This is a genomic window from Comamonas odontotermitis (genome assembly GCF_020080045.1).
In the GTDB taxonomy this organism is placed as follows: domain Bacteria; phylum Pseudomonadota; class Gammaproteobacteria; order Burkholderiales; family Burkholderiaceae_C; genus Comamonas; species Comamonas odontotermitis.
This window is the reverse complement of the sequence record NZ_CP083451.1, coordinates 1,839,779-1,863,995: the sequence shown is the minus strand read 5'-3', so window position 1 is coordinate 1,863,995 and position 24,217 is coordinate 1,839,779. Positions and strand designations below refer to the sequence as shown.

Annotated in this window: 24 protein-coding genes and 1 other RNA gene; 19 read left to right on the top strand and 6 right to left on the bottom strand. The window is 61.9% G+C overall.

All coding sequences use genetic code 11. The features are described 5' to 3' along the window. Positions 1-19: 19 nt before the first annotated feature. The 6 genes from LAD35_RS08680 to LAD35_RS08655 all read left to right on the top strand — a co-directional run bounded on the left by LAD35_RS08680 (position 20) and on the right by LAD35_RS08655 (position 5,555). Positions 20-1,675, top strand: a complete 1,656-nt coding sequence (locus LAD35_RS08680) for a CTP synthase (RefSeq protein WP_224152280.1) — start codon at positions 20-22, stop codon at positions 1,673-1,675. 114 nt (positions 1,676-1,789) lie between these two features. Further along, positions 1,790-2,647 (top strand): 3-deoxy-8-phosphooctulonate synthase, encoded by an 858-nt coding sequence (kdsA, locus tag LAD35_RS08675; protein ID WP_224152279.1) that lies wholly within the window; start codon positions 1,790-1,792, stop codon positions 2,645-2,647. 2 nt (positions 2,648-2,649) lie between these two features. Continuing rightward, positions 2,650-2,940, top strand: a complete 291-nt coding sequence (locus LAD35_RS08670; RefSeq protein WP_224152278.1) for a DUF1330 domain-containing protein — start codon at positions 2,650-2,652, stop codon at positions 2,938-2,940. Between the two features lie 372 nt (positions 2,941-3,312). After that, entirely contained in the window at positions 3,313-4,599 is a 1,287-nt protein-coding gene (gene eno, locus LAD35_RS08665; protein WP_224152277.1) for a phosphopyruvate hydratase, read from the top strand. A gap of 41 nt (positions 4,600-4,640) precedes the next feature. Beyond that, the gene (locus LAD35_RS08660; protein WP_224152276.1) at positions 4,641-4,919 is read left to right on the top strand and encodes an FtsB family cell division protein; all 279 of its coding nucleotides are present in this window, start codon (positions 4,641-4,643) and stop codon (positions 4,917-4,919) included. Between the two features lie 117 nt (positions 4,920-5,036). After that, the gene (locus LAD35_RS08655) at positions 5,037-5,555 is read left to right on the top strand and encodes a hypothetical protein (protein WP_224152275.1); all 519 of its coding nucleotides are present in this window, start codon (positions 5,037-5,039) and stop codon (positions 5,553-5,555) included. 91 nt (positions 5,556-5,646) lie between these two features. Here LAD35_RS08655 and hslO read toward each other — a convergent pair whose 3' ends face one another. Then, entirely contained in the window at positions 5,647-6,636 is a 990-nt protein-coding gene (gene hslO / locus LAD35_RS08650) for an Hsp33 family molecular chaperone HslO (RefSeq protein ID WP_224152274.1), read from the bottom strand. A 113-nt stretch (positions 6,637-6,749) separates the two neighbouring features. After that, the gene (locus LAD35_RS08645) at positions 6,750-7,277 is read right to left on the bottom strand and encodes a gamma carbonic anhydrase family protein (RefSeq protein ID WP_224152620.1); all 528 of its coding nucleotides are present in this window, start codon (positions 7,275-7,277) and stop codon (positions 6,750-6,752) included. A gap of 84 nt (positions 7,278-7,361) precedes the next feature. Here LAD35_RS08645 and LAD35_RS08640 point away from each other — a divergent pair, with 84 nt between their 5' ends. Both LAD35_RS08640 and LAD35_RS08635 read left to right on the top strand, forming a co-directional pair. After that, positions 7,362-8,168 carry a ferritin-like domain-containing protein gene (locus tag LAD35_RS08640; protein ID WP_224152273.1) on the top strand — a complete coding sequence of 269 codons (807 nt, stop codon included), beginning with the start codon at positions 7,362-7,364 and terminating at the stop codon, positions 8,166-8,168. Positions 8,169-8,416: 248 nt separating this feature from the next. Then, positions 8,417-9,529, top strand: a complete 1,113-nt coding sequence (locus LAD35_RS08635) for a YuxH family protein (protein WP_224152272.1) — start codon at positions 8,417-8,419, stop codon at positions 9,527-9,529. A gap of 130 nt (positions 9,530-9,659) precedes the next feature. On the opposite strand, the gene LAD35_RS08630 is transcribed toward LAD35_RS08635, so the two are convergent. The 4 genes from LAD35_RS08630 to dnaX all read right to left on the bottom strand — a co-directional run bounded on the left by LAD35_RS08630 (position 9,660) and on the right by dnaX (position 14,778). Then, positions 9,660-10,964, bottom strand: a complete 1,305-nt coding sequence (locus LAD35_RS08630) for an MFS transporter (RefSeq protein WP_224152271.1) — start codon at positions 10,962-10,964, stop codon at positions 9,660-9,662. 497 nt (positions 10,965-11,461) lie between these two features. Beyond that, complete coding sequence (recR, locus tag LAD35_RS08625; RefSeq protein WP_224152270.1) at positions 11,462-12,052, bottom strand: recombination mediator RecR; 591 nt, start codon at positions 12,050-12,052, stop codon at positions 11,462-11,464. Positions 12,053-12,117: 65 nt separating this feature from the next. Further along, the gene (locus tag LAD35_RS08620) at positions 12,118-12,450 is read right to left on the bottom strand and encodes a YbaB/EbfC family nucleoid-associated protein (RefSeq protein WP_184709307.1); all 333 of its coding nucleotides are present in this window, start codon (positions 12,448-12,450) and stop codon (positions 12,118-12,120) included. 63 nt (positions 12,451-12,513) lie between these two features. After that, positions 12,514-14,778 (bottom strand): DNA polymerase III subunit gamma/tau, encoded by a 2,265-nt coding sequence (gene dnaX / locus LAD35_RS08615; protein ID WP_224152269.1) that lies wholly within the window; start codon positions 14,776-14,778, stop codon positions 12,514-12,516. Between the two features lie 156 nt (positions 14,779-14,934). On the opposite strand from dnaX, the gene ffs reads away from it, so the two are divergent. The 11 genes from ffs (at position 14,935) to mnhG (ending at position 24,204) form a co-directional block, all read left to right on the top strand. Then, positions 14,935-15,031, top strand: an RNA gene (ffs, locus tag LAD35_RS08610) — signal recognition particle sRNA small type. A gap of 112 nt (positions 15,032-15,143) precedes the next feature. Further along, positions 15,144-15,623, top strand: a complete 480-nt coding sequence (locus tag LAD35_RS08605; protein ID WP_224152268.1) for a GNAT family N-acetyltransferase — start codon at positions 15,144-15,146, stop codon at positions 15,621-15,623. A 108-nt stretch (positions 15,624-15,731) separates the two neighbouring features. Further along, the gene (locus LAD35_RS08600; RefSeq protein ID WP_224152267.1) at positions 15,732-16,049 is read left to right on the top strand and encodes a LapA family protein; all 318 of its coding nucleotides are present in this window, start codon (positions 15,732-15,734) and stop codon (positions 16,047-16,049) included. Further along, positions 16,039-17,205 carry a lipopolysaccharide assembly protein LapB gene (gene lapB, locus LAD35_RS08595; protein ID WP_224152266.1) on the top strand — a complete coding sequence of 389 codons (1,167 nt, stop codon included), beginning with the start codon at positions 16,039-16,041 and terminating at the stop codon, positions 17,203-17,205. The genes LAD35_RS08600 and lapB overlap by 11 nt, the downstream gene beginning before the upstream one ends. A gap of 348 nt (positions 17,206-17,553) precedes the next feature. Then, positions 17,554-17,862 (top strand): ComEA family DNA-binding protein, encoded by a 309-nt coding sequence (locus LAD35_RS08590; RefSeq protein ID WP_224152265.1) that lies wholly within the window; start codon positions 17,554-17,556, stop codon positions 17,860-17,862. A 134-nt stretch (positions 17,863-17,996) separates the two neighbouring features. Next, the gene (locus tag LAD35_RS08585; RefSeq protein WP_224152264.1) at positions 17,997-20,927 is read left to right on the top strand and encodes a monovalent cation/H+ antiporter subunit A; all 2,931 of its coding nucleotides are present in this window, start codon (positions 17,997-17,999) and stop codon (positions 20,925-20,927) included. A gap of 11 nt (positions 20,928-20,938) precedes the next feature. Beyond that, entirely contained in the window at positions 20,939-21,304 is a 366-nt protein-coding gene (locus LAD35_RS08580; protein WP_224152263.1) for a Na+/H+ antiporter subunit C, read from the top strand. After that, positions 21,304-23,070, top strand: coding sequence for a monovalent cation/H+ antiporter subunit D (locus LAD35_RS08575; protein WP_224152262.1), 1,767 nt, complete (start codon positions 21,304-21,306; stop codon positions 23,068-23,070). Before LAD35_RS08580 ends, LAD35_RS08575 begins: the two co-directional genes overlap by 1 nt. Next, positions 23,067-23,555 (top strand): Na+/H+ antiporter subunit E, encoded by a 489-nt coding sequence (locus tag LAD35_RS08570; RefSeq protein ID WP_224152261.1) that lies wholly within the window; start codon positions 23,067-23,069, stop codon positions 23,553-23,555. The genes LAD35_RS08575 and LAD35_RS08570 overlap by 4 nt, the downstream gene beginning before the upstream one ends. After that, the gene (locus LAD35_RS08565) at positions 23,552-23,830 is read left to right on the top strand and encodes a K+/H+ antiporter subunit F (RefSeq protein WP_224152260.1); all 279 of its coding nucleotides are present in this window, start codon (positions 23,552-23,554) and stop codon (positions 23,828-23,830) included. Before LAD35_RS08570 ends, LAD35_RS08565 begins: the two co-directional genes overlap by 4 nt. Next, positions 23,827-24,204, top strand: coding sequence for a monovalent cation/H(+) antiporter subunit G (mnhG, locus tag LAD35_RS08560; protein WP_224152259.1), 378 nt, complete (start codon positions 23,827-23,829; stop codon positions 24,202-24,204). The genes LAD35_RS08565 and mnhG overlap by 4 nt, the downstream gene beginning before the upstream one ends. Positions 24,205-24,217 lie beyond the last annotated feature (13 nt).

Genomic DNA, 24,217 nt, shown 5'->3' with positions numbered 1-24,217 from the left:
TCCCACCTCCCAAAAAGACATGACCAAATTTGTCTTCGTCACTGGCGGTGTGGTGTCTTCCCTCGGTAAGGGAATCGCCTCAGCCTCCCTTGCAGCGATTTTGGAATCGCGCGGACTCAAAGTCACCCTGATCAAGCTGGATCCCTACATCAACGTGGATCCAGGCACCATGTCCCCCTTCCAGCACGGCGAAGTGTTCGTGACTGACGACGGCGCAGAGACCGACCTGGATCTGGGCCACTATGAGCGTTTCATCGAAACGCGCATGCGCCAGTCCAACAACTTCACGACCGGCCGCATCTACCAGAGCGTGCTGGAGAAAGAACGCCGTGGTGATTACCTGGGCAAGACCGTGCAGGTCATCCCCCACATCACCAACGAAATTCAGGAATACGTCAAGCGCGGCGCCGGTATCGGCACCGACCATGCGGTGGACGTGGCAATCTGCGAGATCGGCGGCACGGTCGGCGATATCGAATCGCTGCCCTTCCTCGAAGCGGTGCGCCAGCTCTCGCTCAAACTCGGCCCCAACAACTCGGCCTTCGTGCACCTGACCTACCTGCCCTACATTGCGGCGGCTGGCGAGCTCAAGACCAAGCCCACCCAGCACACGGTGCAGAAGCTGCGCGAAATCGGCATTCAGCCCGATGCACTGCTGTGCCGCGCGCAACACGCCGTGCCCGAGGAAGAGCGCGACAAGATCTCGCTCTTCACCAACGTGCAGTCGTGGGGCGTGATCAGCATGTGGGATGTGGACACCATCTACAAGGTGCCCCGCATGCTGCACGAGCAAGGCCTGGACGGCTTGATCTGCGACAAGTTGCGCCTGAACACACCGCCCGCCAACCTCAAGCGCTGGGACGACCTGGTGTACGAGACCGAGCACCCCAAGGGTGAGGTCTCGATTGCCATGGTCGGCAAGTATGTGGAGCTGTCGGACGCCTACAAATCGGTCAACGAAGCGCTCAAGCACGCCGGCATGCAGAACCATGTGCGCGTGAAGATCACGCACGTGGATTCCGAAACGGTGGACGACAAGGCGGCTGCCGAAATGCTCAAGAGCTACGACGGCATTCTGGTGCCCGGCGGCTTTGGCTCACGCGGTGTGGAAGGCAAGATTTCCACCGCCCGCTACGCCCGCGAGCACAAGGTGCCCTACCTGGGCATCTGCCTGGGCATGCAGGTGGCCACCATTGAATACGCGCGCCATGTGGCGGGCCTGGACAATGCCAACTCCACCGAGTTCGACCGCCAGACGCCCCACCCCGTGATCGCGCTGATCACCGAGTGGAAGGATGCCGACGGCACCATCAAAACGCGTGACGAAAACTCCGACCTGGGCGGCACCATGCGCCTGGGCGCGCAATCGTCCGATGTGCAGTCGGGCAGCCTGGCCCACAGCATCTACGGCGACGTGGTGACCGAGCGCCACCGCCACCGCTACGAAGCCAACACCCAGTACCTGGACAAGCTGCGCGACGCAGGCCTGGTGATTTCCGCGCTGACCCAGCGCGAGCACCTGACCGAAATCGTCGAGCTGCCTGCCAAGGTGCACCCTTGGTACATCGGCGTGCAGTTCCACCCCGAGTTCAAGTCCACCCCATGGGCGGGCCATCCGCTGTTCAATGCCTTCATCAAGGCGGCCGTGGACCGCAAGAAGGTAGTTTCCAAGTAAAAAAGGCGCCAGTGCAATCACTGCAGGCGCCGGTCGCTATGAAAAACGAAGCATACAACGATGCACACCGTTTTTCATGGCGCACCCCCACCCCTTATCGCTGAGGAGCCCTCCATGCAATTGTGCGGATTTGACATCGGCCTCGACAAACGCTTTTTCCTGATCGCCGGCCCCTGCGTGGTCGAATCCGAACAGCTGCAGATGGATGTGGCCGGCCAGCTTCAGGAAATCACCGCATCGCTGGGCATTCCTTTCATCTTCAAGAGCAGTTTCGACAAGGCCAACCGCTCCTCGGGCACGAGCTTTCGCGGCCCGGGCATGGAAAAGGGCCTGGAGATTCTCGCCAAGGTGAAAAAAGAGCTGAACGTTCCCATCCTCACCGATGTGCACACCGAGGCCGAAGTGCCCTACGTGGCCAGCATTGTCGATGTGCTGCAAACCCCGGCGTTCCTCTGCCGCCAGACCGACTTCATCCGTGCCTGCGCGCAGTCGGGCAAGCCGGTCAATATCAAGAAGGGCCAGTTCCTGGCGCCTCACGATATGAAGAACGTCATCGACAAGGCCCGCGCCGCCGCCAAGGAAGCAGGCCTGCCCGAGGACAGCTTTCTGGCCTGCGAGCGCGGCGCCAGCTTTGGCTACAACAACCTGGTGAGCGACATGCGCTCGCTGGCCATCATGCGCGAGACGAATGCCCCTGTGGTGTTTGACGCCACACACAGCGTGCAGTTGCCCGGCGGCAATGGCACCAGCAGCGGCGGCATGCGCGAGATGGTGCCCGTGCTGGCCCGCGCCGCCATTGCCGTGGGCGTGGCTGGCGTGTTCATGGAAACCCATCCCGATCCCTGCAACGCACTCTCCGACGGCCCCAACGCCGTGCCGCTCAAGCACATGAAAGCGCTGTTGGAGACCCTGGTCGCACTGGACAACGTCACCAAGAAGAGTGGCTACCTCGAAAACAATTTTGGAGCATAAGCATGGCCTCTGCCTACATCATCGCGTCGGTCACCGTCACCAACCCTGAACAGTACGAGGAATACCGCAAGTACAGCACCATCGCCATGCAAGCCTATGGCGCCGAAGTCTGTGTGCGCGGCGGCAAGGTGGAAGTGATCGAAGGCGACTGGAACCCTGGCCGCACCGTGATCCTCAAGTTCAAGGATACCGAGAGCGCACATAAGTTTTATAACTCCCCGGAATACACCAAGGCCCGCGCAGCGCGCGAAGGTGCCGCTATCATGCGCATGGTTCTGGTCGAAGGTGTGTAACCGTTTGGGATGGTTTTAGAACGTGTTTACGATCTCTACGCAGCCGCGTTGGAGTGCAATCGGGATGAGTTCGAAGCGCTGGGCCGCAGCTTGCACCGGGGTGCAAGCAAGGGCCAGCGCGCAGAAATCGCCCGATTTCACTCCAACCCGTAGGGACAGAGGCATTGCGGGCGGTCTGCGTCGTTGCAAATCCTCGCAATAGCGGGGCTATTGCTGCGGTATTGCGCCTAGCAGCCCATCCCGCAAAGCCACTGTCGCGGCGCGAGGAGATCGTAAACACGTTCTTAGCCCCCAGCGCACGTATATCGCGCGGCTGCAGCTCCTCTTTTTGCAGCAACGCAACCCGTTTTTCAATCTCTGAAAGGCTCTAAAGTGAGTGCAATTGTTGATATCGTTGGCCGCGAAATTCTGGATTCGCGTGGTAACCCCACCGTCGAATGCGATGTGCTGCTGGAATCGGGTGTGATGGGCCGTGCGGCCGTACCGTCGGGCGCATCCACCGGCTCCCGCGAAGCCATCGAGCTGCGTGACGGCGACAAGAGCCGTTACCTGGGCAAGGGTGTGCTCAAGGCCGTGGAGCACATCAATACCGAAATCTCCGAAGCCATCCTGGGCCTGGATGCAGCCGAGCAGGCTTTCCTGGACAAGACCCTGATCGATCTGGACAACACCGACAACAAGAGCCGCCTGGGCGCCAATGCCATGCTGGCCGTGTCGATGGCTGTCGCCCGCGCCGCTGCCGAAGAAGCTGGCCTGCCGCTGTACCGCTACTTTGGCGGCATGGCCGGTGTGCAGCTGCCCGTGCCGATGATGAACGTCATCAACGGCGGTGCCCACGCCAACAACAGCCTGGACCTGCAGGAATTCATGATCGTGCCCGTGGGCGCGCCGAGCTTCCGCGAAGCGCTGCGCTGGGGCGCCGAGGTGTTCCACGCCTTGAAGAAGATCATCGACAGCCGTGGCATGCCCACTGCCGTGGGTGATGAAGGCGGTTTTGCGCCATCGGTCGAAAACCATGAAGCAGCGATCCAGCTGATTCTGGAAGCCATCGACAAGGCCGGCTACACCGCTGGCGACCAGATCGCGCTGGCCCTGGACTGCGCCGCCTCCGAGTTCTACAAGGACGGCAAGTACGTGCTCGAAGGCGAAGGCGGCATCAGCCTGACGGCCGAGCAGTGGACCGACATGCTGGCCGCCTGGTGCGACAAGTACCCCATCATCTCCATCGAAGATGGCATGCACGAAGGCGACTGGGACGGCTGGAAGGTGCTGACCGAGCGCCTGGGCAAGAAGGTGCAGCTGGTGGGCGACGACCTGTTCGTCACCAACACCAAGATCCTCAAGGAAGGCATCGACAAGGGCATCGCCAACTCGATCTTGATCAAGATCAATCAGATTGGCACCCTGAGCGAAACCTTTGCCGCCATCGAAATGGCCAAGCGCGCAGGCTACACCGCCGTGATCTCGCACCGCTCCGGCGAAACCGAGGACAGCACGATTGCCGACATCGCCGTGGGCCTGAACGCTGGCCAGATCAAGACCGGCTCGCTCAGCCGCTCGGACCGCATGGCCAAGTACAACCAGTTGCTGCGCATCGAGGAAGACCTGGGCGAAGTGGCTGTGTACCCTGGCCGCGCCGCCTTTTACAATCTGCGTTAAGCTTGCGGCTTTAGCCATCGTCTATTGATCGATCTGCGCTCATGATTTCCCGCATTGTTCCCTTTGTGCTGCTGGCCATCCTGGTCAGCATCCATGCCCAGCTGTGGAGCGGCCGGGGAAGCGTCCCGTACGTCAAGGACATGAAAGAGCAGATCGCCAAGCAAAAGACCGAGAACGAGGCCGCCGAGCGCGAAAATGTGCGCCTGGAAACCGAGGTGAGCGATCTCAAGCAAGGCATGGACATGGTGGAAGCCAAAGCCCGCAATGAACTGGGCATGGTCAAACCCAATGAGGTATTTGTGCAGTACACGCGCAAGTAGAAACTCAAGCGGGATCAAAAGCGGATCTCGGTTCTGCCCGTACACGCTGGCTGACATGTTCCCATGAAGCGCCTTCCTACCGAAGGCGCTTTCTTTTTCGCCGTATCATCGCGCCCTATGTCTGCGTTTCCCAGCACCCGCACCACGCCTGTATCGCCGTCCATGGCATGCGTCCATGTGGTGGCCTGCGCCGTGGAAGACGCTTGCGCATTGGCTGCCAGCCTGCAGCATGCGCTGGGTGCAGAGGACTGCTTTCACTTCCGCCCCGGCGCTGCAATGCAGCTCGATGCGCGCGCACTCGGCGCCACCGATGCCCTGCTGCTGCTCACCCCGCCTCTGAGCGCCAGCAATACCCAAGTGCAGCACGCACAGGACGCGTTGATGCAGCTGCGCGCCGATCTGGTCAGCCAGCGGCAGCCGTTTCAGGTGCTGTTCAGCCAGGGCACGCGCTTGCTGGATGACGCACTCACCGCCTTGTGCAACTGGTTTCCCCAGGCGCCTGCACTGCAGGCGCGGCGCAGCGCCTTGCGGGAACACGGTAATCTGACACGATGGAGTTGGAACTGCGAAAAATGCAGCGATCCGGAATGTGAATTCCGCCTCTTCAAGGGACTGACCAGCTCCGAAAGCCCGTGAGCAGAAGCCCAGGCCTGTTGATGCCCAATGAAAAAACCACGCAATGCGTGGTTTTTTGTCAGGTACCGCGAAGCTTACAGACCTACGGGTCCTACTGCATGCGACTCGAAGCTGGCGGGTCGTTGCCGGGTTCGGTAAACAGATGCGCGGTATCCACCGCATCAAACCGGTACTGCTGGCCGCAGAACTCGCAGCCCACCTCGATCAGGCCCTGCTCCTCCAGAATGCTGTCCACCTCTTCCTGCCCCAGGTTGCGCAGCATGCCCGCCACACGGTCACGGTTGCAGGTACAGGCAAAGTGCGGGCCGCCTTCGCCGTCTTCCGGCACAAAGCGCAGCAGCTTCTCTTCCCAGAAGAGGCGATGCAGAATGGTTTCCACATCGAGGTTCAGCAATTCGTCGCGCGTCAGGCTGGCCGCCAGGTGGGCGATGCGGTTGTATTCCTCATTCTGGTCAATCTGGTCGTCGTCTTCGGTGTTCAGGCTACCGGCCGCCAGATTGGCTTCGCCCTTGATCGGCATGCGCTGCACCATCAGGCCCGCCGCCACCTGCTCATTCGCAGCAAGGACCAGCACGGTGTCCAGCTGTTCGGACTGGCGCATGTACTGCTGCAGGATGGCAGCGAGGCTGTCCACCGGTTCGCCATCCAGGTTCACCAGCGGCACCACACCCTGGTAGGCTTGCTGGCCAGGGTGCTTCTCCTTGGGGTCGAGCGTGATCGCGCAGCGGCCCTTGCCATGCACGTTGACCATATCGGTCAGGCTCGCGTCGGTGGACACCTCGCCGCTGATGGTCACAGTGGAGCGCACGCTCAGATTGGACTGCACCTCGGTCACCGCCAGCTTGACGGGGCCATCTCCGGAGATCTGAAACACCAGCGCGCCGTTGAACTTGATGTTGGACTGCATCAGCACACCGGCAGCCGTCATCTCGCCCAGCAGCTCCTGCACCGGCAGCGGATAAGCACCGGATGTGGTGTTGGCCGCGCGGCGCTTCAGGATCTCCTGCCAGGCTTCCGTCAGGCGCACGACCGCGCCACGCACGGGCAGGCCATCAAACAAAAATTTATGCAGTTCAGACACTCGTGATTCCCATCCTTGGTTCGCCGCGTGCATCCTGCGGTGCCCGGGCGATGGTTTGGAACATGCTTGCGACCTCTGTGCAGCCGCGTGGCGCGGAGATCGCAAACATATTCTTATTCCGGTAATTTTCGCAGACCCGCCGCAAAGCGGCTGGCATTGGCCATATATCCCTGCGCGCTGCGCTTCAAGCCTTCCATCTGCTCTTCGGTCAACTGGCGCACCACCTTGGCCGGGTTGCCGACGATCAGGCTGCCATCAGGAAACTCCTTGTTCTCGGTGACCAGTGCCCCCGCGCCCACGAGACAGCGCCTGCCGATCCTGGCGCCATTGAGCACGATGGCCCCCATGCCAATCAATGACTCGTCGCCAATCGTGCAGCCATGCAGGATGACGTTGTGGCCGATGGTGACGTGACGGCCGATATCCAGCGGCTTGCCCTTGTCGGTGTGCAGCACGCTGCCATCCTGGATGTTGGAGCCCTCTCCCACCCGGATCGGGTCGTTGTCGCCACGCAGAATGGCACCAAACCACACGCTGCTGTCCGCCGCGAGATGCACCCGTCCAATGACCTGCGCGCTGTCGGCCACCCAGGCTCCGGCATCCACTTCGGGCTGCACGCCATCCAATTCATACTTCGCCATCATGTCTCCTGTTTTTGCTCTGAAACGCCCCTTGCCTGCAACGGCCGAGGCGCTGCATCTGCGGACTGATCCATAATTGTAGGGATGGAATTACGTCAAAGCGCCCTGCATGCCCTGTGCGTGCGCGATCCCGAAGAAAAATCTGCACTGGCGCTTGCCCTGCATGCGCAAAGCGCTTCAATATCCATAGCAATCGATGCGCAGTTGACAGCTCCGCCTGCGGCAGATTTGCCCGGCCACCCCGCCAAGCCCGAACTCAAGCCCCACACGGCAGTCGCGCGTCGCTCGCCCGCAACCCCTGAAGGGCGCGCCATCCTTTTGCATGCGATCGCACATATCGAGTTCAACGCCATCAATCTGGCACTCGATGCCATCTGGCGTTTTCCTGGCATGCCGCGCCAGTACTACCTGGACTGGCTACAGGTTGCAGCAGAGGAAGCCAAGCACTTTCGCCTGCTGCGCGCCCATCTGCAGAAGTGGGGAGCCGACTATGGCGACTTTCCCGCACACCAGGGCCTGTGGACCATGTGCGAGAAAACCGCTGGCGATATCGTCGCTCGCATGGCTCTGGTGCCTCGCACCCTGGAAGCCCGTGGCTTGGATGCAACACCCCAGATCCAGTCCAAATTGCAACAAACCGGTGCGCCCGACGCCCTGGAAGCCGTGGCCATTCTGGACATCATTTTGCGTGAAGAGGTAGGCCATGTTGCCATCGGCAACCATTGGTACCGGCATGTCTGCGCAGCCCAGGGACTCAACCCCGAGGCCCATTACAGCGATCTGGTGGCCCGCTACGAAGCTCCTCGCCCCAAACCGCCCATCAATCTGGCAGCACGCAGCCAGGCCGGATTCAGCCCGACAGAACTGGCCTGGTTGGAAGCACAGTTGTAACAAATAGGCGTTCATTCCTTTGTGGCAGAACGCGCAACTTGCTACAAAAACCTGTGCTTCTCATTCAATCTGTGTCAGTGCTTGCGCACAATATGGACGAAAATACTTCCAACCCCGAGACATAACGAATTGCAGATACCGCCTGCGCCGCCCACCCACTCACCAGGCAGCTCGCACAGACGGAAGTTCAGCTGTACATGCAACATACGAGCGCGCCACCCCCAGCTTCCAGTCCAGCGGCAGCCGCCATGGATTTCACCTCTCCAGCCCCCCCTATCGCATGGCAGTCCATTCGCGATGCCAATGGCATGCAAGTGGGGCACGAGATATTCAACCGTTCCCGCACAGCGTCCACCCACACCATCGACTCGGACCTGTCGCTCGCCCACTCGGTGCTCTCGCACCTCAAGCCCGCGGCGCTGCTCGATGATGGACTTCTGTTTCTCAACACCACTTACGAGAGCCTGCGCAGCCCGCATCTCGATCTACTGCCCTCGGACAAGGTAGTCCTGGAGATTCCTTCATTGGGCCATGCAGCATCCAGCGAAGTGGAAGCCCGCCGCCCCGCGCTTGCGGCGCTGCGCGACAAGGGTTTTGCGCTGGCCTTCAACCACTCGGTCCTCGACTCCGCATATGCGCCCTGGCATGACCTGGTCAACTACCTGAAGATCGATTTTTCCGTGCTGGCTGCCGAGCGCGCCGTGCTGATGATCCGCTGGGGTCGGCGCATCCCGGGCGTCACCCTGATTGCCGACAAGATCGAGTCTGCCTCCCAGTTGCAGCTGGCGCAGGAAAACCAGGTGGACCTGCTGCAAGGCTATGCCGTGCGGCGGCCAGAGCCTGTGCCTGCACGCGTGGTGCTGCCCACCGTGAGGGAAGCCCGTGCCCTGAAGGCCCAACTGAAGGCCAACGCCGAACCAGAAGCGCTCACCCAGTTTCTGCAAGCCCAGCCCACGCTGCTTTTCAACCTGCTGCGCATGGCACAGTCGCAGGAGCTGTCCAAGCGGCACATCTACACTTCGCTTCCCCAATTGCTCGCCAGTCTGCGTGTCGAGCAATTGCATGCCTGGTTAGGCATGCTGGACGCGGTTGCGCAGAGCAATGCACCACGCCCGCCCGATTGCATCGCCCTGTACCAGGAACATGCCATGGCACTCACTGCCGCAGCCGCTACGGCGTGGCCCGATGTGCCACATGACAGTCTGGTCCTGATTGCCCACTCCCTGCTGCTCGGCAAGCAATTGGGGCTGACGCTGCAGCAGGCCGTAGACCAGTTGCTGCCGCCGCCGCTCGCTACCCCGGTACTCGCCCTGGAGTCGCAGTGGCAGGATCTGCTGCAAACCTATACATCCCCTGATTGACCTGGCCACGCTGGCCTTGCCCTCCTAAGCTTTGGCGGCAATAAAAAACCCGGCTCGCCATCTGCGCAGCCGGGTTTTTCATGGGTGCCAGCACCTGTCTGGTTCAGCCCCTTCGTTTTTTAGCTGACCATCAGGCATCCAGATGCTCTTCATGCGCGCGTTCGCGGATGAAGAACGAGGCGATGAGGCCCAGCGTCACGCCGAACATCACATAGAAAGCGGGCGACATCGTCGAGCCCGTCGTCTTGATCAACCAGGTGACGATGAACTGCGCGAACCCGCCAAACACCATCACGGCAATGTTGTAGGCCATGGACATGCCCACCGAGCGTACGTGGGCGGGGAACAATTCGGCCATCACCGTGCTGAACACACCAAAGAACACCGAAACAAAAACGCACACCACTACCTGTACGGTCATCAGCTTCGCAATCGTCGGGCCATCGGTAAGCCACGCGTACAGCGGGTACAGCACCAGCAGGTAGCCAATGAGGGAGCCGATCATCAGCGGTCGGCGGCCGACGCGGTCCGACCATGCGCCCATGAACGGCATCAGCACCACCATCATCGCAGCTCCCACCATCTGCACCATGAACGTGTCATGCAACGGCAGTTTGAGGGTGACCGTGGAGTACGTCACCAGATAGGTGAAGGTGATGTAGATCGACACCGTGGCGGTCACCACCAGGCCCATGCCCACCAGGGTTTCGCGCGCGTGGGTGCGCAGCATCTCCAGCACGCCCACCTGCTTGATGGTGCCAGCCTTCTGCGCTGCCTGCAGCTTCAAGAAGGTTTCGGGCTCTTCCACATGGCGGCGGATGTAGATCGCCACCGGCACGATCAGCAGGCCCACGGCAAACGGAATGCGCCAGGCCCAGCCCATGAGCTGCTCGTGGCTGAAAACATCAGTGATCAAGGTACCTACGGCGGCACCGATCAGCAAGGCGGCCATCTGCCCCGTCATCTGCCAGGAGCCGTAGAAGCCACGCTTGCCCTTGGGTGCCAGCTCGATCAGCAGGGCCGTCGAGGTACCGAACTCGCCCCCCGCCGCAAAGCCTTGCAGCAGGCGCGCCAGCACGATGAAGATCGGCGCCCAGACGCCCACACCCTGGTAGGTCGGCGCAAAGGTGATCAGTGCAATCGCCACCGCCATGATGGCCGTTACCATCACCATGGCCGCCTTGCGGCCCTTGCGGTCGCCATACAGGCCCAGCAGGATGCCGCCCACCGGACGCATGAAAAAGCCCACGCCGAACACCGCCGTGGTCATCAGGATCTTGTTGAGGTCGTCGCTTGGGTCGTTCGGATTGCTCGGGAAGAACAGCTTGGCCACGATGGGCGTCATGAAGGCGAAGACGAGAAAGTCATACCATTCCAGCGCATTGCCAATGACAGCGGCCAGAATATTTCTCTTGGATACAGCAGTAGATTGCACGCAGAAGTCCTAAAAACACAAGTCGCAGTCGGCGCAAGCGCAGCCGTTGCAGTTCACGAAAAAAGGGCTTGGTTCTGCGCGTGGCTTTGCGTTTTCCGATCCATCGATTACGCCGATGCCTCTGGAAGGCTGCACTGTGGCGACACAGCGCGCGCCCCTACGCAAGGAAGGCGACGAAATCGTGGGATCGGGAAATGAATCAAAGCAAACCAGGCGTGCGAGCAGAAGTACCGGCAAATCCACGAGACGAGCCACGCAGCAGCGGCGATCATGCAGAAAATGCATGAGACGCCATCAAGACCCGTATGAAATTGTAGTTGTACTATGCAATCACTGCTGTCGAAAACCGGACATCCGGCGGGAAAACGCGGGTAAGCACGGAAATACGAGCCCGCACATACCCAACGACTGGGAATGGCTGCCAGAAGAACCGGCCTGCGCCCGGCCTCCGGCGGCGCAATGGCACGTTGGCGCAAGCATGCAGCGAGAAGTCGGTCTCAGCGCCGGTCCGCCAAGGCATGGGCGATGGTGCCCAGATCGACATATTCCAGCTCGCTGCCAATCGGCACGCCTCGGGCCAGGCGCGTGAAGCCCATGCCACGGCGCTGCAGGGCTTCGCCCAGCACATGTGCGGTGGCTTCCCCTTCTGCCGTGAAGTTGGTGGCAAGAATCACTTCTTGCACTACGCCATCGCTGGCCCGCTCCAGCAATTGCTGCAGGCCGATGTCGCGTGGGCCGATGCCATCGAGCGGTGACAAGCGCCCCATCAGCACGTAGTACAGGCCCTTGTACGCTCCTGTGCGCTCCAGCGCCGCCTGGTCGGCGGGCGTTTCCACCACGCACAGGCGGGCCGCATCGCGCCCCGCATCCAGGCAGGTTTCGCAGATGGCGTTTTCCGTGAAGGTGTGGCAGCGCTCGCAATGGCGCACGCGGGTGCTGGCCTCATGCAATGCACGGGAGAGCAACTCGGCGCCTTCGCGGTCATTCTGCAGAAGATGGAATGCCATGCGCGATGCCGATTTGACGCCCACCCCGGGCAGGCGGCGCAGCGCTTGCACCAGGGCTTCAAGGGTGCTGGTATCAGACATGGTAAATTCCAAAAGAAAAAGCACCGCAACGCTTATCTAGCGCGCGGTGCATGCTATCAAAATAATCAGAATGGAAATTTCATGCCACCTGGGAGACCGGGCATGCCCGCAGTGATCTTGCCCATCTTTTCGTTACTGGTCTCTTCCGCCTTGCGAACGGCCGCATTGAAGGCGGCAGCCACCAGGTCTTCCAGCATGTCCTTGTCATCGGACAACAGGCTCGGGTCAATCGTCACGCGCTTGACATCATGCTTGCAGGTCATCAGCACCTTGACCAGGCCCGCACCCGACTCGCCTTCGACTTCGATATTGGCCAGCTCGTCCTGGGCCTTTTTCAGGTTGTCCTGCATGGCCTGGGCCTGCTTCATCAAACCTGCGAGTTGTCCTTTGTTGAACATGAAAGATCCTTCTATTTGAAACTCTGCGGCACGCGTATCACTTGTACGCGGCCCAACACATCATCATAGGGGCTGAATGCTGCCTGGCACTATTTTCGCGCCAAATTGCTGTATCAGAGACTGGACATAGGGGTCATTGCGCACCACATCTTCGGCCGCGCGCTGGCGCGCCTGCTGTGCATGCGCCTTGCGCCGTGCCGGGCAGTCTTCCACCGCCCCCACGCTCATCTCGATCCTGCCCACGAGGCCCGCTGCCACCAACGCAGTGCGCAAGCGCTCCACCGTACCGGGCTGCGCCAGCGTCTCCAGATCCACCCGCAGCCACCAGCAATCGGCTTCGCGCCGGATGAGCTGCGAGCGCAGTGCCAGTTGGCGCGCCACGGCGGTAATCGCCTCGGTCTCGATCAGCTTGAGCACGGTCTCGTTCCAGAAACCGCCTTCTGGCGTATCGGCAAACTCCGGCGGCACCCGGCCCAGGTTGTCGCCAAAGCTGGCGGGGCGGTCGTAATCGCTTGCCTGGTGCGCCTGCACGGGCAAGGCAATCAAGCCGGGCTGCGCAGGTGGCTCATCGGCCGCCCGCACGTCAGGCAGGGTGGGTGCAGATCCGGAAGGCGCGGCATCATCCAGGTAGGCTTCATCCGGCACGTCGTCAAAATACGGTGCATCGTCGGCGTCCACCGGCGCCACAGGTATCGCGTCCTCGTCGTCATCGCCCTCTTCCGGCGGCAGCGCTTCCTCGTCCGCGGCGACAGACGGCTCGGCAGGGTGAGAGCGCGCAGGAATCAGGTCTTCCGCAGTGCGTACCGGCAGCCGCACGGCATCGACGGAGGTGCTGGCAGGTGTAACCGCAGATGCAAGGACAGGCGCTGCATCGGGCGCGACGGGCTGTTCCACCACGGAAGCGGGGCTGGCCTGCGCGGTTGGTGCGGCAGGCGTGGCGGATGCGAGCGGAGCGGGGGCAGCAGGCATTGCAGAGGCTGCAACAACGGCCTGCGCAGGCTCCTCCGGCTTCGGCTGGGTCATAGCCGGTGCTGCGACAGGCTCTGCAGCCACGGGCGCTGCCTCCTGCACAGCCACGGGTGCGGGTGCGGACACAGATGCCGTTGGCTCTGCATTTTTGATAGCTGGCTGCGCTTGCTGTACAGGCGCCACCGGTGGTTTTGGTTGTGGTGCGGCGGCAGCAATCGTGCTATTCAGAGTTTTTTTTTCAGCCGCGCCCGCAGGCTTGAAGGCCAGCAGACGCAGCAGCGCCATGGTCAGTGCTGCATATTCGTCAGGCGCCAGCCCCAGCTCGGCCCGTCCATGCAAGGCAATGCTGTAGAGCAGCTGGGTTTCGTCTGCAGGCATCAATTGCGCAAGACGCAGAACCTCCTGCTGCTCGGCATCGTCATTCGCAACGGCAGCCTGGGCCTTCTCGGGCACAGCCTGCAGCACGGCCATGCGCTGCAGCTGCACGCCCATGTCTTCCAGCGTGGATGCGGCTGACAGCCCCTGGTGGCGCAACTGATCAACGGTTGCCACCACCTCCGCACCATCACCGCGCGCCAACGCGTCAATCAGGCGGAACACATGGCTGCTGTCGACCGCGCCCAGCATCTGGCGCACACCCGTTTCCTGCAACTGGCCGCCGGCGAAGGCAATGGCCTGGTCGGTCAGGCTGAGCGCATCGCGCATGGAACCACGCGCTGCGCGCGACAGAAGACGCAGCGCCTGGGTCTCGGCCGGGATATTCTCGTTGGCCAGCACGCGCCCCAGATGCTCCTGCACCGTTTCAGGCGCCATGGGCCGCAGGTTGAACTGCAGGCAGCGCGAGAGCACGGTCACCGGCACCTTTTGCGGATCGGTGGTTGCCAGCACGAACTTCAGGTACTCGGGCGGCTCCTCCAGCGTCTTCAGCATGGCATTGAAGGCGGTATTGGTGAGCATGTGCACTTCATCGATCATGAAGACCTTGAAGCGCCCTTGCACGGGTTTGTAGACCGCCTGCTCCAGCAGGCCTTGCACTTCATCCACGCCACGGTTGGAGGCGGCGTCAAGCTCCGTGTAATCAGGAAAGCGGCCACTGTCGATCTCGACGCAGGCCGGGCACACGCCGCACGGGGTTGCCGTGATGCCACCCGTGCCATCGGCCCCCGTGCAATTGAGCGACTTGGCCAGAATGCGCGAGACTGTCGTCTTGCCCACCCCACGCGTTCCCGTGAACAAATAGGCATGGTGCAGGCGCTGCTGGGTGAGGGCATTGGTCAATGCCTGCACCACATGCTCCTGGCCCACCATTTCAGAGAAATTCCGTGGACGGTATTTGCGGGCGAGAACGAGATAGGACATAGGCAGGCATTCTACGGGCAGTCGGAGGCCCCGCCAGCCCCGCACTGTTTTGTGCAACCGACAACCGGCCAGACCTGCACCGTCATCACGCATCAGGCATCGTTCTTTGGCCTTTCAAGCCAAAAGCCTCCATTTCTTTCGGTACAATGCACCCCTGACGGGCCTCCCCGCATGGGGAAGCGGCCAACCGGGTCAGGTGGGGAACCAAGCAGCCCTAACTGTGGATCCAGTGCCGGGGGTAAGGCTCGTCACCTCTCATTCTAAAAGCTCCTTGCATTGAGGAGCTTCAGCCCGCCCAAGGGCTTGTTCTTCTCTCCAGCTCCAGCCCTCCAACAAGGAGCACAGACACCGCTGGATTGCCAACCATGTCTACCATCACCATTCGGCCAGCCTTGCCGGGCGACGCAGATGCCATCGTGCGGATTCTTGGGCAAACCTATGAAGCCACCTGGAAGCCGGTACTGACCCCAGCCGCCATTGCACGCTTCGAAAGCTCTGGCAGCACCCTGCGCTATGTAGGCGAACGCCTTTGTGCCATGCATGTGGCCGTGTCTGGCGCCGAGATCGCAGGCGTCATTGACTGGAGCCGCGATTTCATCGATGCCCTGCATGTGTCGCCCCGCTATCAAGGGCAAGGCATAGGCGGCCGGTTGCTGCGGTATGCCGAAGCGGCCATGGTGGCAGCGGGCCATGCGCAGTCGCGCCTGGAGACAGACACCTTCAACCTGCAGGCACGCGGGTTCTACGGGAGCCATGGCTACCAGGAAACCGGCTTCTGCCCCGATGAGGAGTGGCACAGCGGCCTGACCACCGTGCAGATGGCCAAGCAGCTCACATCGGCATAGATCCACCGGCTCCGCGTGAGCCTGCCGGGCAGACGCATAGAGATGGTGGTCGCGCAGCCAGCCCCATGAATGAACGTAGAATGGCGCCAGGCCCTTTCTGCACCCTCTATGAAATACCTGCTGTGGCTGCTCAAGGCAGTCATTTTCTTCACGCTGTTTGCCTTTGCGCTCAATAACCAGCGCGATGTATTGGTGCACTTTTTCTTTGGCACCCAGTGGCAGGCGCCTCTCGTGCTTGTGGTGCTGCTGGCTTTCAGCGCGGGCGTGATCGTGGGCATCGTCGGCATGGTGCCGCGTTGGTGGAAGCATCGCAAGGCTGCGCAGCGCGCTGCCGTACCTCCAGCGGCCGAGCCACCCGCAGTCCCCGCCGCCAATGTGACCGACGCCTCTTTCAAGGCCGAACCGCTGCCTCCTCATGGAATTTGATATCTCCTGGATTCTGCTGGGCTTTCCGGCTGCCTTTGTGCTGGGCTGGTTGGCCTCCCGCTTCGACCTGCGCCAGATCCGCCGCGAAAACCGCAGCGCCCCCAAGGCCTATTTCAAAGGCCTGAATTTCCTGCTCAACGAGCAGCAGGACAAGGCCATTGACGCCTTCATCGAAGCCGTGCAAAACGATCCGGACACGGCCGAGCTGCATTTCGCACTGGGTAACCTGTTTCGACGCCGTGGCGAGTACAGCCGGGCTGTGCGCGTGCACGAGCATCTGCTGCAGCGCGCCGACATCGGCAAGGCCGAGCGCGACCGTGCGCAGCACGCACTGGCGCTCGATTTTTTGAAGGCCGGCCTGCTCGACCGTGCCGAAGATGCCCTGGCGCGCCTGGACGATACCCCGTACGAAAACGAAGCGCGCCTCTCGCGCCTTGCCATCTACGAACGCGCCCACGACTGGCCGCAGGCTGTACAGATTGCACGCCAGATGCAGTCCAACGGCCAGGGCGACTACAGTGTGCGCATTGCCCACTATCTGTGCGAGCAGGCCGTGGCCCAGCAGGCGCAAGGCAAACTGGATGCCGCCCGTGCGCTGCTGCACGAAGCCCAGTCCGAAGCGCCACGCGCGCCACGGCCGCGCATTGAACTCGCCCAGTTGCAGCACAAGCATGGCGAGCCCGCCTCCGCGTTGAGCACCCTGCTGGAGTTGGCGGCCGTCTCACCCTCCTCCGTGCCGCTGGTCGCCCCCCTGATGGTGGAACTGGCCAAGACCGATGATCGCAAGGCCGAGGTGCGCAACCTGCTGCGGGCCAATTACGCCAGCGATCCTTCGCTGGACGTGATGCAGAGCCTGGTTCAGATGGACGAGTTGGGCATGGTGCCTGCCGCCATACCGCCCCTGGGTCGCGAGTGGTACATCGAGCATCTGGCCCACGAACCTTCACTCGTCGCAGCCGGTCGCTGGCTGGCAGAAGAAACCCTGTCTCACGAAGAGCACCACCCCGCCATTCAGCGCGCGCTGGATACTGCCGTCAAGCCATTGACACGCTACCGCTGCGCTGCCTGTGGCTTTGAGGCACGTCAACACTTCTGGCAATGCCCGGGCTGCCAGTCGTGGGACAGCTACCCGCCACGTCGCGTCGAAGAGCAGTAAGAACGTGTTTACGATCTCCTCGCGCCGCGACAGTGTTTCTGCGGGATGGGATGCGAGGCGCAGTGCGCAGTGCGCAGCCAATAGCCTGCTATTGGCAAGCGCTGCAACGACGCAGACCGCCCGCAAAACCACTGTCCCTCCGGGTTGGAGTGAAATCGGGCGATTTCTGCGCGCTCGCCCTTGCTTGCACCCCGGTGCAAGCTGCGGCCCATCGCTTCGAACTCATCCCGATTGCACTCCAACGCGGCTGCGTAGAAATCGTAAACACGTTCTAAGCCCGCTGAACTGACAGAAGCTCTGCTAGCATCGGATCTCGACCCCGGCGTTCGTCGGGATGCAGGAGGTTCTATGCAATGGCGTTGGAGTCTCGTCGGTTTGGCCCTGTGCACCCAGCTGGCATGGGCTCAGGTGGAGGCCAATGTGGCCACCGAAGCCCAGTTGGACGGCATCCATGGCATCGGCCCCGCCACCTCGGGCCGCATTCTGCAGGCCCGCCAGAGGGGGCCGTTCACGGATTGGGCAGACCTGATGCTGCGCGTCTCCGGTATCGGGCAAAAAAAGGCGGCGCAACTGTCGCAGCGCGGGTTGACAGTGAATGGGAAAAGCTTTGCGACGCCCGAACCTCCGCTTCCCTCGGCTTCTCGCACTGCACAATAAGCAAGGGCCTTTGCTGCCGTGTTTGCAGACGCACACATAGGATATTTACTATCAGGTAGCGTGCGGCAATATCCTGAATTTGCTCGGGTTTTCGTAGCAGTAAAAGATGAGCTGGCTTGTAGAATTTACAAAAAATGGCACTCTCTTACCTGATCCTTCTCCCCTTCATCGGCAGCGCAATTGCAGCGCTGCTGCCAGCCAACGCCCGCAATACCGAATCAACGCTGGCCGGGGCGATCAGCGTTTTCTGTGCTGTTCAGGTGGCATTGCTCTTTCCGGAGACGCAGAACAACGGGGTCGTCCACCAAAACGTGGCGTGGCTGGGTCAGTTGGGGCTGGACCTGCATTTCCGCATGGATGGCTTTGCCTGGATGTTCTCCATCTTGGTGCTGGGCATCGGTTCGCTGGTGGTGCTGTACGCGCGCTATTACATGTCGCAGGCCGATCCCGTGCCGCGATTTTTCTCGTTCTTCCTCGCCTTCATGGGATCGATGATGGGCGTGGTGCTGTCGGGCAACCTGATTCAGCTGGTCTTCTTCTGGGAGCTGACAAGCCTTTTCTCGTTCCTGCTGATTGGTTACTGGCACCACCGCAAGGACGCCCGCCTGGGCGCGCGCATGGCGCTCACCGTCACCGGCACGGGCGGTTTGTGCCTGCTGGCAGGCGTCTTGCTGCTGGGGCACATCGTCGGCAGCTATGAGCTGGACAATGTTCTGGCTGCGGGCGATCAGATCCGCGCCCATGACCTGTATACACCTACCCTGGTGCTGATTCTTCTGGGCGCATTAACCAAGAGCGCGCAGTTTCCGTTCCATTTCTGGCTTCCACGCGCCATGGCGGCGCCGACGCCAGTCTCCGCCTACCTGCATTCGGCCACCATGGTCAAGGCGGGCGTGTTTTTGCTGGCACGCCTGTGGCCAGCCTTGAGCGGCACCGAGGAATGGTTCTGGCTGGTCGGCGGCGCAGGGGCTGCCACTTTGCTGCTGGGCGGCTATATCGCCATGTTCCAGCACGACATGAAGGCGCTGCTGGCGTATTCAACCCTGTCGCACCTGGGCCTCATCACGCTGCTGTTGGGGCTGAACAGCCCGCTGGCAGCCGTGGCTGCGGTTTTTCATATCATGAACCATGCGACCTTCAAGGCTTCGCTCTTCATGGCGGTGGGCATTGTTGACCATGAATCCGGTACCCGGGACATCCGGCGCCTCTCCGGCCTGCGCAAGATGATGCCTATCACCGCCACGCTGGCCATGGTGGCCAGTGCGGCCATGGCTGGCGTGCCGCTGCTCAACGGATTTCTGTCCAAGGAAATGTTCTTTGCAGAGACGGTGTACATCAACACCACGCCATTCCTGCAGACCGCCCTGCCCGTTGCTGCAACGCTGGCCGGTGTTTTCAGCGTCGCCTATTCGCTGCGATTCACGGTCGATGTATTTTTTGGCCCACCGGCCACCGACCTGCCGCACACGCCACACGAGCCACCCCACTGGATGCGTGTGCCCATCGAATTGCTGGTCCTGATCTGCATGCTGGTCGGCATTTTTCCGGCCTGGGCTGTCGGCCGCTATCTGGATGCGGCAGCGCTGCCGGTGGTGGGCGGCACTTTGCCGGAATTCAGTCTGGCCGTCTGGCATGGTGTGAACGCCCCATTGGTGATGAGCGTCGTCGCCATGCTGGCAGGCATTCTGCTTTACCTGCTGCTGCGCCAGTTGCGTGCGAAAAACTATGTGGACCATGCGCCGGTTGCCAGCTGGTTCAATGGCCAGCGCGTTTTCCTGGGAGTGATGGCACTCATCACCAACATGGCGCGCAACCTGCGCCGATTGCTGGGTACACGGCGCTGGCAATGGCAGGCGCTGTGGCTGGTGCTGGCGGCGCTGATCACTGCCACCCTGCCCCTGCTGATCCACGGCTTGCAATTGGGCAACCGCGCATCCCAGCCCCTGTCTCCATCATTCGTGCTGCTCTGGGTGATCGGCATCAGCTGCTCGCTGTCGGCGGCGTTCCTGGTCAAATACCACCGCCTGGCGGCGCTGGTCACCCTGGGGGGTGCAGGCCTTGCAACCTGCCTGACGTTCCTGTGGTTCTCTGCGCCCGACCTGGCCTTGACGCAGCTGGTCGTCGAAGTGGTCACCACGGTATTGCTGCTGCTGGGCCTGCGCTGGCTGCCCAAGCGTGACAAGCGTCTGAAAAAGGTATCCCAGCAAGGGGCCATGGTGACAATGCGCCGTTGGCGCGACATGCTGATCGCCATTCTGGCGGGCGGCGGCATGGCCTGGCTCTCGTTTGCGATGATGAGCCGCCCATTCCCCGAGAGCACGTCCAGATTCTTCCTCGAACGCGCCCTCACCGAGGGGGGTGGCTCCAATGTGGTCAACGTGATGCTGGTGGATTTCCGGGGTTTTGACACCTTTGGCGAGATCGTGGTGCTGGGCATCGTGGCCCTGACCGTATACGCGCTGCTGCGGCGCTTCCGCCCTGCGCCCGAAGCCATGGATGTACCCGAGCAGCAGCGTTTCCTGCCTGCCGACCTGCACACCGATCTGCTGAACCCGCGTACCGCCACCGACACGGCCATCGGCTACCTGATGGTGCCCGCCGTGCTGGTGCGCCTGCTGCTGCCATTTGCCGCCGTGGTGTCCATGTACCTGTTCATGCGCGGCCACAACGAGCCCGGAGGCGGCTTCGTCGCAGGTCTTACGCTGTCCATCGGCCTGCTGCTGCAATACATCATCTCGGGCACGCACTGGGTGGAGTCGCACATGCCGATCTACCCACGGCGGTGGATTGCAGCCGGTCTGCTGTTTGCGCTGGGCACCGGGGTGGGCAGCTGGTATTTCGGCTACCCCTTCCTCACCAGCCATACCGCACACCTCACCTTGCCTGTGGTCGGCGATATCCATGTCGCCAGTGCCCTGTTCTTTGATATTGGCGTGTTCTCGCTGGTGGTGGGCTCCACCATGCTGCTGCTCACCGGTATTGCTCACCAATCGGTACGGGGTTTCCGCTACCACGAACGCCAGCAGGGCGAGCGTGATGCAGACGCTGCGGCACAACAACCATAAGGAAGCGACCGATGGAAATCGTTCTTGCCATTGCCATTGGCGTGCTGACCGGCTCCGGCGTCTGGCTGTTGCTGCGCCCGCGCACATTCCAGATCATCATGGGATTGCTGCTGCTGTCGTATGCCGTCAACCTGTTCATTTTCAGCATGGGCCGCGTGGGCCTGGCCGTAGACCGTGAGCCCATTCTCCAGCCAGGTGTCCCCACCGACCTGATGCATTACGCCGACCCCATGCCGCAGGCTCTGGTACTGACGGCCATCGTCATCGGTTTTGCGATGACGGCGCTCTTCCTGGTGGTGCTGCTGGCATCGCGCGGCATGAGCGGCACCGACCATGTGGACGGCTCAAACTCCAACGACGTGCAGGAGATGCATTGATGTCGTTGCTTGCGTTGACCGAACGTCTGATGCCGCACCTGCTGCTCGCCCCCATCCTGCTGCCCATGCTGACGGCAGCGTTGATGCTGACCTTGAGCGAGCAGCACCAGCGCATCAAGCTGCTCATGAACATCACCTCCTGCACCCTGGGCCTGGCGATTGCCATCGCCCTGGTCAAATGGAGCAACCAGGAAGGCGTTGCCAACACGATGAGCGTCTACCTGGCCGGCAACTGGGCCGCGCCTTTCGGCATCGTGCTGGTTCTCGACCGGCTGTCCGCGCTGATGCTGCTGACCACCAGTGTGGTGGCCACCTGCGCCGTGATCTATTCGGGTGCCCGCTGGCACCGCGCGGGCGTGCACTTCCATGTGCTGTTCCAGTTCCAGCTCATGGGGCTGGCAGGGGCCTTTCTCACGGGCGACCTGTTCAACCTGTTCGTGTTCTTCGAGATCATGCTCGCGGCATCCTACGGCCTGCTGCTGCATGGCTCGGGCAAGGCGCGCGTGCAGCACGGCCTGCACTATATCGCCATCAATCTGGCAGCGTCCTCGCTCTTCCTGATCGGCGTGTCCATGCTCTACGGCATCACCGGCACGCTGAATATGGCCGATCTGGCACGCATCATTCCCAGTGTTTCCGGCGCTGACCGGGGCCTGCTCCATACCGCAGCCGGCATTCTGGCCACGGCGTTCCTGATCAAGGCCGCCGTCTGGCCGCTCAACTTCTGGCTCGTGCCCGCCTATGGCGCGGCCACCGCACCGGTAGGCGCCATCTTTGCGCTGATGACCAAGGTGGGCATCTACACCATCCTGCGTCTGTGGACCTTGATGTTCAGCACCGAAGCCGGGCCATCCGCTTACTTTGGCAGCGCCTGGCTGATTCTGGGCGGCCTGGCCACCATGGGCTATGCAGGTGTTGCCATGCTGGGCACACAGCGGCTTGGCTATGTGGCCGGCTACGCGGCCATTCTGTCGGCGGGCACCCTGCTTGCCGCAACGGGCTTCGGGCAGAACCTGATGACCGCTGCACTGCTGTACTACCTGCCCAGCTCGACGCTGGCCGTCGCCGTGCTCTTCCTGCTGGCAGACCTGATCGACCGCTGGCGTACCGAGGGCAGTGATGTGGTGCGGTTTGACGATGAAGAAGCCCCCTTTCTCACCCCCGAGCTGCTGCCGCGTGAAGGGTTGAATCTGGATGAGGACGAGGAAGTGCTGATCGGCCGGGTGATTCCCGCCTCCATGGCATTCCTGGGCCTGTCGTTCGTGGTCTGCACCCTGGTGATCTCGGGCCTGCCGCCGCTGTCGGGCTTTGTCGGCAAGTTTGCCATGCTCGACGCGCTGCTCAACCCCCTGGGCCTGGGCTCATCGGCAGGCAACAAGATCGGCTGGCTCGGAGGCCTGTTCATGGCGGCGCTCATCGGCACCGGCCTGATGGCCCTCACGGCGCTGGTGCGCATCGGCATTCGTGAGTTCTGGTCCAGCATCAGCCGCAAGCCACCCAAGCTCAAGGTGATCGAGGGCCTGCCCATTGGTCTGTTGCTGGGCTGCACCGTGCTGATGGTGGTCTACGCAGGAGACGTGATGCGCTATACGCAGCGCGCTGCCAACAACCTCCACTCTCCGGGCAACTATATGCGCTCGGTGCTGGACAAGGATCCGCTGCCTTCGCCCAGCGCTGCCCCTTCGCACCTTCTGGCGGAGCCAGACGCCCTCCCTGGCGCCATGCCTGTGCCTGATGCACCTACCTCCGGAGGTTCTGCGCCATGAAACGCCTTTTTCCCGCGCCGCTTCTGTCCGTGTTTCTGTGCCTGGTGTGGCTGCTGCTCAACCGCAGCGCCAGCGCCGGACAGATCATTCTCGGGGTACTGTTTGGCTGGCTGATTCCGATGCTTACGCAAGGTCTGCGCCCGCGCCAGGTCAGCATCAAGAAGCCCTGGACCATCATTCGCCTGGGGCTGCGCGTTGCCCGCGATTCGCTCAGCTCCAACCTGGCGGTGCTGCGCCTGCTGCTGATGCCCGGCAGCCGCAAAAAGCCTGCAGGGTTTGTGCATGTGCCCCTGCAACTGCGTGATCCCAACGGCCTTGCCGTGCTGGCCATGATTGTCTGCATCACCCCGGGCACGGCATGGGCCGAGGTCTCGCGCGACCGCTCGATCCTGCTGCTGCACGTGCTGGAGGCCGACGATCCGCAAGGCATCATCGACCACATCAAGGCCTGCTATGAACGGCCACTCATGGAGATTTTCGAATGAACACCATTCTTGCCTGGACCATGCCGGCAGCCCTGTTCATCCTGCTGCTGGCCATGCTGTTTGCCATGATCCGCCTGCTCAAGGGCCCGCAGGCGCAGGACCGTGTTCTGGCGCTCGATTGCATGTACCTCATCGGCATGCTGGTCATGCTGGTGCTGGGCATCCACTATGCCTCGGTCAACTATTTTGAAGCAGCCCTGCTGATTGCCCTGTTCGGTTTCGTCAGCTCCACTGCCATGGCCAAATTCCTGTTGCGCGGCGAGGTGATCGAATGACCGAAATCGACCTGCCCATCTGGGCCCAGATCGTGGTGTCCGTGCTGGTGCTGACCGGGGCGCTGATCGCCCTGGCCGGGGCTCTGGGCCTGTTCCGTCTGCCCAGCTACTACGAGCGGGTGCACTCGCCTGCCATCATTGCCACTGCGGGCTGCTGGTGCATCGTCTGGGGCTCGATCATCCATGTCACCCTGCAAAGCCATGCCACCGCGCTGCACGCCCTGCTGATTGCGGTGTTCATTGCGGTCACGGTGCCCGTCACCACCATCTTCCTGATGCGTGCCGCGCTGTTCCGCGACCGACGCATGGGCAAGGATGTGCCCGCGAGCGTGAGCCGCATCGTTGCTGCCGACCCCGATACCAACGACGCCTGAGAACGTAAACACG

Bases quoted from the DNA above. Each gene is read 5' to 3' on its own strand.
- LAD35_RS08655 (WP_224152275.1), top strand. From the start codon at position 5,037: ATGTCTGCGTTTCCCAGCACCCGCACCACGCCTGTATCGCCGTCCATG.
- LAD35_RS08635 (WP_224152272.1), top strand. From the start codon at position 8,417: ATGGATTTCACCTCTCCAGCCCCCCCTATCGCATGGCAGTCCATTCGC.
- recR (WP_224152270.1), bottom strand. From the start codon at position 12,052: ATGTCTGATACCAGCACCCTTGAAGCCCTGGTGCAAGCGCTGCGCCGC.
- LAD35_RS08605 (WP_224152268.1), top strand. From the start codon at position 15,144: ATGTCTACCATCACCATTCGGCCAGCCTTGCCGGGCGACGCAGATGCC.
- LAD35_RS08565 (WP_224152260.1), top strand. From the start codon at position 23,552: ATGAACACCATTCTTGCCTGGACCATGCCGGCAGCCCTGTTCATCCTG.
- LAD35_RS08660 (WP_224152276.1), top strand. From the start codon at position 4,641: ATGATTTCCCGCATTGTTCCCTTTGTGCTGCTGGCCATCCTGGTCAGC.
- LAD35_RS08680 (WP_224152280.1), top strand. From the start codon at position 20: ATGACCAAATTTGTCTTCGTCACTGGCGGTGTGGTGTCTTCCCTCGGT.
- LAD35_RS08670 (WP_224152278.1), top strand. From the start codon at position 2,650: ATGGCCTCTGCCTACATCATCGCGTCGGTCACCGTCACCAACCCTGAA.
- LAD35_RS08575 (WP_224152262.1), top strand. From the start codon at position 21,304: ATGTCGTTGCTTGCGTTGACCGAACGTCTGATGCCGCACCTGCTGCTC.
- LAD35_RS08645 (WP_224152620.1), bottom strand. From the start codon at position 7,277: ATGGCGAAGTATGAATTGGATGGCGTGCAGCCCGAAGTGGATGCCGGA.
- LAD35_RS08580 (WP_224152263.1), top strand. From the start codon at position 20,939: ATGGAAATCGTTCTTGCCATTGCCATTGGCGTGCTGACCGGCTCCGGC.
- LAD35_RS08620 (WP_184709307.1), bottom strand. From the start codon at position 12,450: ATGTTCAACAAAGGACAACTCGCAGGTTTGATGAAGCAGGCCCAGGCC.
- LAD35_RS08585 (WP_224152264.1), top strand. From the start codon at position 17,997: ATGGCACTCTCTTACCTGATCCTTCTCCCCTTCATCGGCAGCGCAATT.
- lapB (WP_224152266.1), top strand. From the start codon at position 16,039: ATGGAATTTGATATCTCCTGGATTCTGCTGGGCTTTCCGGCTGCCTTT.
- LAD35_RS08570 (WP_224152261.1), top strand. From the start codon at position 23,067: ATGAAACGCCTTTTTCCCGCGCCGCTTCTGTCCGTGTTTCTGTGCCTG.
- dnaX (WP_224152269.1), bottom strand. From the start codon at position 14,778: ATGTCCTATCTCGTTCTCGCCCGCAAATACCGTCCACGGAATTTCTCT.
- LAD35_RS08590 (WP_224152265.1), top strand. From the start codon at position 17,554: ATGCAATGGCGTTGGAGTCTCGTCGGTTTGGCCCTGTGCACCCAGCTG.
- kdsA (WP_224152279.1), top strand. From the start codon at position 1,790: ATGCAATTGTGCGGATTTGACATCGGCCTCGACAAACGCTTTTTCCTG.
- LAD35_RS08600 (WP_224152267.1), top strand. From the start codon at position 15,732: ATGAAATACCTGCTGTGGCTGCTCAAGGCAGTCATTTTCTTCACGCTG.
- LAD35_RS08640 (WP_224152273.1), top strand. From the start codon at position 7,362: ATGGAATTACGTCAAAGCGCCCTGCATGCCCTGTGCGTGCGCGATCCC.
- mnhG (WP_224152259.1), top strand. From the start codon at position 23,827: ATGACCGAAATCGACCTGCCCATCTGGGCCCAGATCGTGGTGTCCGTG.